Source organism: Oceanisphaera psychrotolerans (assembly GCF_001870485.1).
Classification (GTDB): domain Bacteria; phylum Pseudomonadota; class Gammaproteobacteria; order Enterobacterales; family Aeromonadaceae; genus Oceanimonas; species Oceanimonas psychrotolerans.
This window is the reverse complement of record NZ_MDKE01000070.1, coordinates 73,899-86,170: the sequence shown is the minus strand read 5'-3', so window position 1 is coordinate 86,170 and position 12,272 is coordinate 73,899. Positions and strand designations below refer to the sequence as shown.

The following is a 12,272-nucleotide window of genomic DNA, read 5'->3' as shown; positions in this document are numbered from 1 at the left end:
AGCAGCCTTTACATGACGCAAGCGACCGCGTATCGCGCCGCCATTCTGCACAGCCTGGCCGATCCGGCCCAGGTCGGGCTGGACGCCAGCCATGCCTATTATGAAGACGGTGTGCTGGTGGTGGCCGACGGCCATATCTGTGATATCGGCCCGGCCGAACAGGTGCTGGCGCGCCAGCCGGCGAATCTTGAGGTGCTCCGCTTTGAAAACAAGCTGATCACCGCCGGTTTTATCGATACTCATATTCACTTTCCCCAGACCGAGATGATCGCCTCCTATGGTGAGCAGCTGCTCGACTGGCTGAACAACTATACCTTTCCGGAAGAGCGCAAGTTTGCCGACCCCGAGCATGCTCGTCGGGTGGCGAGCTTTTTTCTGGATGAACTGCTGCGCAATGGCACCACGACCGCCATGGTGTTCGGTACCGTACACAAGGCCTCGGTAGACGCCTTTTTCAGCGAGTCCGACCGACGCAACATGCGCATGATCGCCGGCAAGGTGATGATGGACCGGCATGCCCCCGACTATCTGCTCGATACTCCCGAGTCTGCTTATGCCGACAGCAAGGCATTGATCGAGCGTTGGCACCAGCAGGGGCGTCAGCTCTATGCGGTGACGCCGCGCTTTGCACCCACCAGCACCGCCGACCAGCTGGCCGTGGCGGGTCGCTTGCTGCAGGAATATCCGGATGTCTATCTGCAGACTCACCTGTCTGAAAATAAACAGGAAATCGAATGGGTCAGGGAACTGTTTCCCGAGCGCAAGGGTTACCTGGATGTTTACGACAATTTTGGGCTGCTCGGCACGCGTTCGGTGTTTGCCCATGCGGTGCACCTGGAGCAGGAGGAATGCGAGCGTATGGGGGAGACCGATTCGGTGATTTCCTTCTGCCCGACTTCCAACCTGTTTCTGGGCTCGGGGTTGTTCGATCTGCCCGCGATGGAAGCCCGGCAGATCCGGGTTGGCCTGGGCACCGATGTGGGCGGCGGCACCAGCTTCTCGATGCTGCAGACCATCGCCGAGGCCTACAAGATCCAGCAGTTACAGCAGCACAAGCTGCACCCGCTGAAGGCGCTGTATCTGGCCACCCTCGGTGCGCCCGGGCGCTGAGCCTGGACGACCGTATCGGCAATCTCGAGGTCGGCAAGGAGGCGGATTTTGTGGTGCTGGATCTGCATGCGACCCCACTGATACAGACGCGAATGAATAATGCTCACAATCTGTTCGAACAATTATTCGTGCTGATGATGCTCGGCGACGACAGGGTGATAGCCGAGACTTATATTTACGGTGACTGCCAGTATCGGCGGGATGACACTCCCAAGCCGCTCTGAGTCTGATGAAACATGAAAAGCGCCGGTTCACGGCGTTTTTTGTGTTCAGTCACAGACTTTTATATTACGGCTGTCGTATTGCTCAAAAGCCAGTAATATTGTATACGAGATTATAAAAATTTAACCAACAGGCAAGCATGCGGCATCCCCCTTGGCGTATATGCAGGCCATAACCGGAAACCAACATCATGAGTTCACTCAGTCAACTGGAGCCAAGACCCGTCAAGTCGAGCTCAAATACCCAGGATGATATTGTTTACGAACATATCTTCGACGCCATTCTCGAACAGCGGCTGGCGCCGGGCACCAAGCTCAGCGAAGAGGCCCTGGGCGAAATCTTCGGCGTCAGCCGGACCATTATTCGTCGCGCCCTGTTGCGACTGTCCCACGAGCAGGTGGTCAGTATCAGGCCCAATCGTGGTGCCGTGGTGGCGGCACCGAGTGTGGACGAAGCCCGTCAGATCTTTGCCGCCCGTCGGGTGGTAGAGCTGGCGGTGATCGAACTGGCAGTGAAGAACGCGACTCCCGAGAGTCTGCAGCGTATTCGTGCCATGGTGCAGGAAGAGCAGGACGCCTTTGCCCGTGGCGACAGGGGCAGCGGTATTCGTCTTTCCGGTGAGTTTCATCTTGAACTGGCCCACATGGCCAACAATACCCCGCTGCTCAACTTCCAGCGCAGCGTGGTGTCACAGACCTCGCTGATTATCGCTCAGTACGAAGTGGGGCATCAGGCGCACTGCTCCTTCAACGAGCACGAAGCGTTGCTGCAGGCTATCGAATCCGGTGACCCGAAGCAGGCCGTCGCCATGATGAAAGAGCATCTGGATCATATCGAAGGCAAACTGAATCTGGACAACGAAGCCGCGTCCACCGATCTGCATGTGGTGTTTTCCGGTGTGGTGAAAAAAAAGCCCGGCCGTAGTCGTTAATCCCCCTGAGTGCGGGGCAAATCAACGGCCCCGCTGCTTTTATCTTCCTGTTTTCCTGCTTTTTCTCCTGTTCAAGCCGCTGCTCTGCTGCGGTGCTTTTTGCCGATGCTGTGCCTCGAAAATACCGTGGTCCAAGTCAAGACGTCCAACTGGCGCTACCGACATCGTCGCCGGACTCCTAATGTTGTGAACATGTAAACAACAGCCACGGCTGTTGAATCTATGGTCATCGCACAGCCCGTTTGGGGTTGCCAAGGGAGAATGTCATGTCAGCCGAAAATCAGAAAACCGTTGCCTTGCTGGAGCAGTTGTTTGCCGCCTTCAACCGTCACGATATCGAAGGTGTCATGGCCTGCATGAGTGAGGATTGTGTGTTTGAGGGCGCCGCCGGTGCCGAAGCGTACGGTACCCGTTTCAACGGTGCCGCCGAGGTGGCCGCCGCCTTCGTCAAGGTGTGGACCACCTATCCCGATGTCAGCTGGCAGGGTACCAGCCATTTTGCCGCCGGTGACAAGGGCGTGTCCCAGTGGACTTTCTGTGCCACCTGTCCGGATGGTAAGCGTATCGAGGCTGATGGCGTCGATATCTTTACCCTGAAAGACGGCAAGCTGGTGCTGAAGCAGGCCTTCCGCAAAGACCGTCCCTTGCTGGATCCCCAGTAATCATCATCAGGGCTTCACCTTCTCATCCGGGGAACAAGAATATGGATATTGCCAACAAAACCCAGGCGGATCTCCGCCAGCCGGCTCAGGCCAAAAGTGTGCTGAACAGTTATGATCCCACCTACGATCCGCTGGTGGCGGCCACGCCGGGGCGCGGCCAGCAGTATGCGCCCACCTACTGGGTGGCCACTGCCGGCACACCGCCGGAAGATGATGGCCCCATTACCCAGGATGTGGACGTGGACGTGGCGATCATCGGCAGCGGTTTTACCGGCCTGACCTGCGCGGTTTTTCTGGCCAAGGAGCACGGCATCAAGGCCACGGTACTGGAAGCCAACCAGATCAGCTGGGGCTGCACCAGCCGTAATGGTGGTCAGGCTCAGAACGCCTCGGGCCGGTTGAGCCGTTCCCAGTGGATCCAGCGCTGGGGTCTGGATACCGCCCAGAAGATGCACGAGGAAGTGCGGGAAGGCTTCGATACCTTCAAGGGGCTGATCCGGGATGGCAATATCGACTGTAACCCTCAGGATGGCGGTCACCTGTACATCGCCCACCGGGAGAAGGCGCTGCGCAAGCTGGAAGCCGAAGCAAAGGTGCTGCGGGAAAAATTCAACTATCACACCGAGATCCTCGATAAAGACACCCTGAGCCGCAACTATGTCAACGAGGCCGAAGCGGTCGGGGCCATGCACGAGCCGGACGGCATCGGTGTGCACCCGCTTAAACTGGCCCAGGGTTATCACCGTATGGCGCGCGAGCTGGGGGCGACCATACATCCGTCCAGCCCGGTGATCGGCTGGGAAACCAAAAATGGCATCCATTACCTGAAGACGCCGGGGGGTATTGTGCGTGCCCGGGCCGTGGCGGTGGCAACCGGGGGCTATACTTCCCAGGGGCTGCACAGCCAGTTGCGCAACAAAATCATGCCGATACTGTCCAACTCGCTGGTGACCCGGCCGATGACGGATCAGGAAATTGCAGACTGTAACTTCCTGACCAACGAGGTGATTACCGATACCCGTACCCTGCGCCATTACTACCGCAAGTTGCCGGATAATCGCTTGCAGATTGGCAGCCGCAGCTCCATTACCGGCAGTGATGCACCCAACCCCAAGCATCTGCAACTGCTGATCGACGGCATGCATCGCAAGTTTCCGGCGCTCAACGGCATCAAGGTGGATTACTCCTGGTGGGGCTGGGTGGATGTGAGTCACGACATGATGCCGCGCATTGCCCAGCCCGACGAGAAAGAACAGGTATTCTACGCGCTGGGTTACGGCGGCAATGGGGTCATGTTCTCGGCTCACGCCGGTCGGCGCATGGCCCAGCGCGTCGCGGGTATCAAGGAAGGCTTCGAACTGCCGATTTACAATTCGGCATTGCCGGGCCATATGTTCGCTCCCTTCCGTCGGCTGGGGCAGAGAATGCTGTATCACTGGTACCAGCTGCGAGACGAGCATTTATAAGCTGAGCTGAAGGCGTTCGGTGCCGGGGCTTTACTTTTGCACACATTGGGTTACAAATGGGTAATCTAATGGCGCAGGGTGCCCCGGCATTGTTGTAGCCTGATTTCTCACTTGCAGACAGGTAAGTCGCTTCATGTTCCCGCTGTTTCATTTCTCCACGGAAAAAACCACCAGCCTGCAGCAGCAACTGCGCGAGCAGATTGCCGCCGCCATTCTTAACGGCAACATTCCCCCGGACAGTCCACTGCCCTCCAGCCGCAAGCTGGCCAAACAACTGAGTATCGCCCGCAATACGGTGGTGCTGGCCTATGAACACCTGCTGGATGATGGCTATCTGATTGCCAAGGAACGCAGTGGCTATTTCGTCAATCCCGACATCCTGTCCCGCCGGCCGGAGCTGCCGCAACCGAGCAAAAACAAAGAGGGCGGCCATCTGCCGGACTGGAGCCGAAAATTCAAGATTAATCCGAGTAGCCAGCACAATATTACCAAGCCCAAAGACTGGCAGAAGTATCCCTATCCCTTTATTTATGGCCAGTTCGACACCAACCTGTTTCCCAACAACAACTGGCGCGAGTGCTGCCGGGATGCGGTGAGCGTGCCGGCGATCCGGGACTGGGCTTCGGATCGTTTCGATGCCGATGACCCGTTGCTGATCGAGCAGATCCGCACCCGGCTGCTGCCACGGCGCGGAGTCTGGGCCTCGGCGGATCAGATCCTGGTGACGGTGGGGGCCCAGCAGGCACTTTATATGCTGGCCCGGCTGCTGCTGGATAAAGACAGCACCATCGGCATCGAAGAGCCGGGCTATGTGGATATCCGCAATATCGCCACCATGAATCCGGCCCGGGTACGCAGTCTGCCGGTCGACGAGCAGGGACTGATGGTCGATGAGCGGCTCGATGGCTGCGATGCCATTTACACCACCCCCAGCCACCAGTGTCCGACCACGGTGACCATGCCGCTGGAGCGCCGCTACGCGCTGCTGGAAAAAGCCTGTGAGCAGGACTTTCTGATCATCGAAGATGACTACGAGTGCGAAAGTAACTTCAAGACCAATCCGATACCGGCACTGAAGAGCCTGGATACCAACGACCGGGTGCTGTACGTCGGCAGTCTGTCCAAGACGCTGGCGCCGGGGCTGCGACTGGGCTATCTGGTTGGTCCCGCCGATCTGATCCGCGAAGCCCGGGCCTTGCGCCGGCTGATCCTGCGTCATCCGGCGGCCAACAACCAGCGTTCGGTGGCGCTGTTTCTGGAGCGGGGCTATCACGACGCCTTGATCATGAATATCGCCAAGGCCTACGAAGAGCGTTGGCAGGCGATGGGGGAGGCGCTGAATGAATACCTTCCTTCGTCCAGCCGTCAGCCCAGCTTCGGTGGCTCCTGTTACTGGGTACGGGGGCCGGAAGGGCTGGACTGTCGGTTGCTGCGCAAGGAGGCGGCCGACAGGGGCATTCTGATCGAGCCCGGTGATATTTACTTTCAGGAGCAGCCGGCGCCGCTCAATTATTTCCGCCTCGGTTATTCCTCGATACCGGCCGACAAGATACGGCCGGGCATCAAGGCACTGGTTGAGCTGATCGAGGACATGGTCTGAGGCCTTCGCCTGCTTGCCGGTAGCCAGCGGTTTACTCCGGTGATGATCAATGTTTATAAAGTGTTAATTAAAAGGCGCCCAGTGGCGCCTCTTTACATTTTAAATCATTGAATAGTAATTGATTTTCTGCTGGCGTAACGCTTGTTATGTAACTGGTCCTACTCAGTTACCCCCCCAGTTCCTACTCTACTCCTCAGTGAATCGCATCAACGCCATCAGGCGTCATCCGCGAAAGTCAGTTCGTCCGGGAGGGGAAGCCTGGGGGAGAGACCAAGATGACCGTGCGCTTGCGATTCGCCCTGAATCAATAATAACGAACGTAAACCTGCTTGAACCGAACATTGGATTGAACACTCCGGGGTGGCGGAACCTACCGCTACCGACAGGACACAGCAAAAGGAAGACAGCTATGCCACGTATGACTCCTAGTGAAGCTCTGGTCGAAACTCTGGCGGCCAACGGTGTAACCGATGCCTTTGGCATCATGGGTTCTGCCTTCATGGATGCCATGGATATTTTCGCTCCGGCCGGTATCCGCCTGATCCCGGTAGTCCACGAGCAGGGTGCCGGCCACATGGCCGACGGTTATTCCCGTGTCAGTGGTCGCCATGGGGTCTGTATCGCCCAGAACGGCCCCGGCATCACCAACTTTGTTACCGCCATCGCCGCCGCCTACTGGGCACACAGCCCCGTGGTCTGTATCACTCCCGAAACCGGCTCCATGAGCCAGGGCCTGGGTGGTTTTCAGGAAGCACAGCAGCTGCCGTTCTTCGAAACCATCACCAAGTATCAGGGGCATGTGGCCAACCCGGCTCGCATGGCCGAGCTGACCGCTCGCTGCTTCGACCGTGCCATGCTGGAAAACGGTCCTACCCAGCTGAACATTCCCCGTGATTTCTTCTACGGCGACATCAACGTGGAAATCCCCCAGCCGATCCGCATCGAGCGTGGTGCCGGTGGTGAGCAGAGCCTGCAGGAAGCGGCAGAGCTGCTGGCCCAGGCCAAGAACCCGGTCATCATCTCCGGTGGCGGTGTGGTCATGTCTGGTGCGGTTGAAGAGTGCAAGGCGCTGGCCGAGTTCCTCGGTGCCCCTGTGGTGAACAGCTACCTGCACAACGACTCCTTCCCCGCCAGCCACCCGCTGTGGTGTGGTCCCCTGGGTTACCAGGCTCCAAGGCCGGCATGAAGCTGATTTCCCGTGCCGACGTGGTACTGGCGCTGGGTACCCGCCTCGGTCCCTTCGGTACCCTGCCGCAGCACGGCATGGATTACTGGCCGAAAGACGCCAAGATCATCCAGGTTGACTGCGATGCCAAGATGCTGGGTCTGGTGAAGAAGATTTCCGTCGGTATCTGTGGCGATGCCAAGGCCGCCGCGGTATCCATGCTGGGTCGCCTGGAAGCGATGAATGTGCACTGCCTGGAAACCAAGGGCGCCCGTGCCAGCGAAATCGCCGCCGAGAAAGAAGCCTGGGAAAAAGAACTGGACGAGTGGATCCACGAAAAAGACGACTACTCGCTGGACATGATTGCCGAGCAGGCCGAAGAAGAGGGCAACTTCCTGCATCCGCGCCAGGTACTGCGCGAGCTGGAAAAAGCCATGCCGGAAGACGCCATGGTGTCCACCGATATCGGTAACATCAACTCGGTGGCCAACAGCTACCTGCGCTTCGAGAAGCCGCGTTCCTTCTTCGCCGCCATGAGCTTCGGCAACTGTGGTTACGCCCTGCCCACCATCATCGGTGCCAAGGTGGCCGCGCCCGAGCGTACCGCCATCTCCTATGCCGGTGACGGCGCCTGGGGTATGTCGATGATGGAAATCATGACCTGTGTGCGTGAGAACATTCCGGTAACTTCCATCGTGTTCCATAACCGTCAGTGGGGCGCCGAGAAGAAGAACCAGGTCGACTTCTACAACCGTCGTTTCGTCGCCGGTGACCTGGAAAACCCGAGCTTCGCGTCCATCGCCCGCTCCATGGGTGCCGAAGGGGTCACGGTTGACCGTCTGGAAGACGTAGGTCCGGCGCTGAAGGCCGCCTGTGCCGCCCAGAAGGAAGGCAAGACTACCGTTATCGAAATTCTCTGTACCCGCGAACTGGGCGACCCCTTCCGTCGTGACGCCCTGTCCAAGCCGGTACGTCACCTGGACAAGTACAAGGACTATTGCTGATAGCGCTGGCTGCCCACCCGGCGGGCAGCCATGCCGGATGAGATTTATCCATCGGCGATGTCGTTGAACGGTGATAACAAGGGCGGTGTGAACCCGCCCTTTTTTTCCTCTGCTTCATTATCGTTTTTATGAAGAGTCCAACACGGGATATAACCCGAGATCACTGCCCTCAGTGGTGTCCGGTTGTCTTCTGTCAGTCAGGAAGGAAGGGAATCATGTTGAGTACCAAGCCAAAGGAGTGCCCCGCCCGCTTGCTGGCGCAGGCCCGTCAACAACCCCGAGTCACCACAGTAGTGATTAACCCCGTCAACGAGGTCTCGCTGGCCAGCGCCCGCATGGCCAGCGAACAGGGACTGATCGAACCGATACTGGTGGGAGATATCGAGACCATGCGCCGTCAGGCCGAGGCGCTGGACTGGCCACTGGAGCAGGTGCGCCTGGTCCATGCCGCCGATGAAACCGAGGCGGCCCGGCTGGGGGTGGCGCTGGTCAGTCAGGGTGAGGCGCATTCCATCATGAAGGGGCATGTACACACCGACATTCTGCTGCGTGCCGTGCTCAACAAGGCGGCGGGTCTGCGTACCGACAGCCGGCTGAGCCATGTGTTCTACATGACGGTGCCCGGTACCGATAAGGCGCTGTGTATCACCGATGCGGTGATCAACGTGCAACCATCGGTACTCGACAAGCTGCATATTGCCCGTAACGCCGTCGGCTTCATGCATGCGCTGGGTAATCACGAACCCAAGGTCGCCCTGTTGTCGGGCACCGAGGAGGTGAGCAAGAGCATGCCATCGAGTCAGGACGCGGCCGAGCTGGTCAAGCTGGCGGCCATGGGGGCGCTGCCCGGCGCCGTGGTGGAAGGTCCGCTGGCGTTCGACAATGCGGTGTCGCCGGAAGCGGCGGCCATCAAGGGCATCAAGGGGAAGGTTCCCGGACAGGTGGATATTCTGCTGGTGCCCAACCTGGAGTCGGGTAATTTCCTGTTCAAGCAGATGGTGTATTTTATGGGAGCCACTGCCGCCGGTCTGGTGCTGGGTGCCCGGGTGCCGATCATCCTGACCTCGCGTGCCGATCCACCGGAGGCTCGCCTGGCCTCCTGTGCCCTGGCGTCCCTGTATTGCGCGCATCAGACGGCGACTGTTATGGTGCCGGTATCCTGAATTCAGCTTTTGTGAAGGAGTCGATTATGTCGCTCAGCCGTTATGGTTTTATTGTAAAAGGAGCGGATCTGGAGCTGTTCAAGCACCATGGCCGCATCAAGAGTGAGTTGTTCGATATCGCCGTGTCCGGCGTACAGAGCCTGGAAGAAGCCATCATGGCGGCCCAGGAAATGCTGACCCGTCGCATCGAGGTGATTGAGCTGTGCGGTGGTTTCAGTGCCGAGGAGGAAGCGCAGATCCGCGAGGCGATCAACGATCATGTGCCCCTGGGCCGGGTGCAGTACCGTGAGCAGGATCAGAGCCGGGTCGACTGGCCCTGAATCTGCTTCGACGGATCCCGCGCTGGATCCGCCATCAACGAAAAAAGACGAGACTCCGGTCTCGTCTTTTTTTGGCCTTGCCGTTAGGGCGGGAGTCAGTGCTTCTGGATCGCCGGTTCGGCAGTGGCGACTTTTTCCGGGCGCGGCACTATCAGGGTGGGGATACGCGACTCCCGCAGTACATTCTTGGCCACGCTGCCAAGCAGGGTATGAAACCAGCCCTTCTCGTGAGCGCCCATCACGATCAGATCGCAGTCCAGCTCTTTCGCACGTTTGAGAATGGTCTGGGTAGGATAGCCTTCCACCACCTCGCAGCCGACGATTTTGGTGCGCATGTCCTTGTCTTCGGGGGCGATGACCTCCCAGAAATAGTCCTGGCGCTGCTGTAGCTGCTCCCGGGCACTGTTAATCCGGTGGTGTAAAAACTCCTCGCGACTGCTCTGGTTGAGAATGTAGGACTGCAGGGTCAGTCGTTCGTCGCTGGACAGTTCTTCGACCACCTTCAGGATATGGATATCGGCACCGGTCTTTCTGGCCAGGTAAACGGCATACTGGAAGGCGTACGAGGCATTCTTGGACAGGTCGGTACAGTAGAGAATTTTGTTCACTTCCGGCAACATCGGCGCATTCCTCATGGTAAATGCAAAGACAGGGCCGACAGGTGCCGACCCTTGTTCAATGATAGTCAGCCTGGCGCTAATACCCCAATAGCCGGGGCAGGAGCAGGGTGATCTGTGGTATGTAGGCGATGATAAACACGGCCAGCACCGACGTTATGGCGAATGGCAGCGCACGCAGCGATATTTCCTCGATGGAGGTACCGGACACACCGGAGGCGATAAACAGGTTTTCGCCCAGCGGTGGGGTCTGGAAGCCGATGGACAGACAGCACACCACCACAATACCGAAGTGAATGGGATCGATACCCAGGTTATAGGCCACCGGCAGCAGTACCGGGGTCAGTATCATGATGGCGGCCAGGGTTTCCATGAACATGCCGACAAACAGCAGGAAGAAGATGATCAGGGCCCAGATAATGTACAGGTTGGTGGTCATCTCCAGCATGGAGGAGGCGACGATGGCCGGGATCTGGTTTTCTACCAGCAAACGGCCAAAGACGGTGGCGGTGAACAGGATCAGCAACACACGGCCGGTGAGCCAGGTGGTGGTTTCCAGCGAGCGCATCACATCCTTGAATTTCAGCTCCCGGTGCACGAAGAAACCGATCACCAGGGTATAGAAGATGGCGACAATGGCCGATTCCGTCGGCGTAAACAGACCGCTGTAAATGCCCCCGAGTATCACGACCGGTGCCAGTACCGACCAGAATCCCTTGCGCAGGGCGGTACGGGTTGTGGCGGCCGACCAGTTTTCGGTGGTGCCTTTATAACCATGCTTCCTGCACAGGAAATAGTTCATGATCAGCAAGCCTCCGGCCAGCACCATGCCCGGCAGGAAGCCGGCGATAAACAGCTTGGGGATGGAAACCGACTGGAACTGGCCGTGTGCGGCAATGGCCTCGGGAGGCGGCATCATGCCCATGGCCGAAATACCGAAAATAACCATCGGGATCGAAGGCGGGATCACCACGCCCAGACCACCGGAAGAGGCGGTAATGGCCGAGGCGTAACCCTTGCTGTAACCGCGATCCACCATGGCCGGTATCATCAGCATGCCGACGGCGGCGGTGGTGGCCGGGCCGGAGCCGGAAATGGCGCCGAAGAACATGCAGGCCATTACGGTGGCGGCGGACATGCCGCCGGTAAAGGGGCCGGCGAAACTTTCGGCCAGATCCACCAGCCGCCTTGAGATGCCCGCCGCCTCCATCAGGGCACCGGCCAGAATAAAGGCCGGCAGCGCCATCAGGGGAAAAGAGCCCACAGAGGTAAAGGCGATTTGCACGAATTTGATGGGGTTCTCGCCGAGATAAAGGAAAGAGGCGAGAGCGGATACCCCCAGAGACACACTGATGGGAGCGCCAAGCAGCAATAACAGCAGGAAGCTCCCGAATAATATCATGACGACAGATGATTCAACCATGGGTTTGCTCCTGCCTTAACTCGATTTGTTTTGTTGGTCGGAGGATTCGATCAGTTTCTCGACTTCCAGAGATTCCGGATCCCGGATATCGATGCCTTTGACCAGCTTGTAATAATTGACCTGCAAAATGCGCAGCGTCATCAATGCGAAGGCAATGGGCAGAATCATATAGACATATTTCATCGGGAAGCCCAGGGTCTGGGATTTCCAGAACAGATTCATCTTGTTGAATACAAAGTCATAACTGAGGAAGACGAAGTAACCGTTGAAGCATACCCAGATCAGATCCGCTATGGCCTCTGAAATGACGGCAACGACAGGAGGAAAGAATTTGAACTGAAAAGTCACCCTGTTGTGGGCCGCCAGTTTGGTGGCATAGCTGGCGCCGAAATACACGAACCACACAAACATGTAGGTTGACAACTCTTCGCTCCAGGAAATGGAGTAATTGAATACCTGGCGCGATACGATTTGTATGAACAGCAGAATAACAAAAGAAGCGAGCAGCGTTCTGCAGATGACATTTTCTATATTATCGATGATCTTGAATAGCAGTTTGCCAATGGTCATGGCGATACCTCTCTGAGAA

10 protein-coding genes and 2 pseudogenes are annotated in these 12,272 nt (G+C 57.9%); 9 read left to right on the top strand and 3 right to left on the bottom strand.

Annotated elements, in window-relative coordinates; translation table 11 throughout:
- Positions 1–12: 12 nt before the first annotated feature.
- The 9 genes and pseudogenes from guaD to BFR47_RS17165 all read left to right on the top strand — a co-directional run bounded on the left by guaD (position 13) and on the right by BFR47_RS17165 (position 9,643).
- Positions 13–1,334, top strand: a pseudogene (guaD, locus tag BFR47_RS17200) (guanine deaminase).
- Positions 1,335–1,522: 188 nt separating this feature from the next.
- The gene (locus BFR47_RS17195; RefSeq protein WP_071474198.1) at positions 1,523–2,263 is read left to right on the top strand and encodes a GntR family transcriptional regulator; all 741 of its coding nucleotides are present in this window, start codon (positions 1,523–1,525) and stop codon (positions 2,261–2,263) included.
- A 266-nt stretch (positions 2,264–2,529) separates the two neighbouring features.
- The gene (locus BFR47_RS17190) at positions 2,530–2,925 is read left to right on the top strand and encodes a nuclear transport factor 2 family protein (protein WP_071474197.1); all 396 of its coding nucleotides are present in this window, start codon (positions 2,530–2,532) and stop codon (positions 2,923–2,925) included.
- Between the two features lie 41 nt (positions 2,926–2,966).
- Positions 2,967–4,391: an NAD(P)/FAD-dependent oxidoreductase gene (locus tag BFR47_RS17185; RefSeq protein ID WP_071474196.1), complete on the top strand. Its 1,425-nt coding sequence runs from the start codon at positions 2,967–2,969 to the stop codon at positions 4,389–4,391.
- A gap of 133 nt (positions 4,392–4,524) precedes the next feature.
- On the top strand, positions 4,525–5,991 hold the full coding sequence (gene pdxR / locus BFR47_RS17180) for a MocR-like pyridoxine biosynthesis transcription factor PdxR (RefSeq protein ID WP_071474195.1): 1,467 nt from the start codon (positions 4,525–4,527) through the stop codon (positions 5,989–5,991).
- A gap of 409 nt (positions 5,992–6,400) precedes the next feature.
- Positions 6,401–7,305, top strand: a pseudogene (locus BFR47_RS18910) (thiamine pyrophosphate-binding protein); the annotation flags it as partial.
- 3 nt (positions 7,306–7,308) lie between these two features.
- Positions 7,309–8,160, top strand: a complete 852-nt coding sequence (locus tag BFR47_RS18905; RefSeq protein WP_425434034.1) for a thiamine pyrophosphate-dependent enzyme — start codon at positions 7,309–7,311, stop codon at positions 8,158–8,160.
- A 215-nt stretch (positions 8,161–8,375) separates the two neighbouring features.
- The gene (locus BFR47_RS17170; protein WP_071474194.1) at positions 8,376–9,323 is read left to right on the top strand and encodes a bifunctional enoyl-CoA hydratase/phosphate acetyltransferase; all 948 of its coding nucleotides are present in this window, start codon (positions 8,376–8,378) and stop codon (positions 9,321–9,323) included.
- A 26-nt stretch (positions 9,324–9,349) separates the two neighbouring features.
- Complete coding sequence (locus BFR47_RS17165) at positions 9,350–9,643, top strand: DUF6506 family protein (RefSeq protein ID WP_071474193.1); 294 nt, start codon at positions 9,350–9,352, stop codon at positions 9,641–9,643.
- A 95-nt stretch (positions 9,644–9,738) separates the two neighbouring features.
- On the opposite strand, the gene BFR47_RS17160 is transcribed toward BFR47_RS17165, so the two are convergent.
- The 3 genes from BFR47_RS17160 to BFR47_RS17150 form a co-directional block, all read right to left on the bottom strand.
- A complete protein-coding gene (locus BFR47_RS17160) occupies positions 9,739–10,263 on the bottom strand; it encodes a universal stress protein (RefSeq protein ID WP_071474192.1) in 525 nt (174 codons plus the stop codon).
- A 76-nt stretch (positions 10,264–10,339) separates the two neighbouring features.
- Positions 10,340–11,683, bottom strand: coding sequence for a TRAP transporter large permease (locus BFR47_RS17155; protein WP_071474191.1), 1,344 nt, complete (start codon positions 11,681–11,683; stop codon positions 10,340–10,342).
- 15 nt (positions 11,684–11,698) lie between these two features.
- Positions 11,699–12,253, bottom strand: coding sequence for a TRAP transporter small permease (locus BFR47_RS17150; protein ID WP_071474190.1), 555 nt, complete (start codon positions 12,251–12,253; stop codon positions 11,699–11,701).
- Between the last annotated feature and the right edge of the window lie 19 nt (positions 12,254–12,272).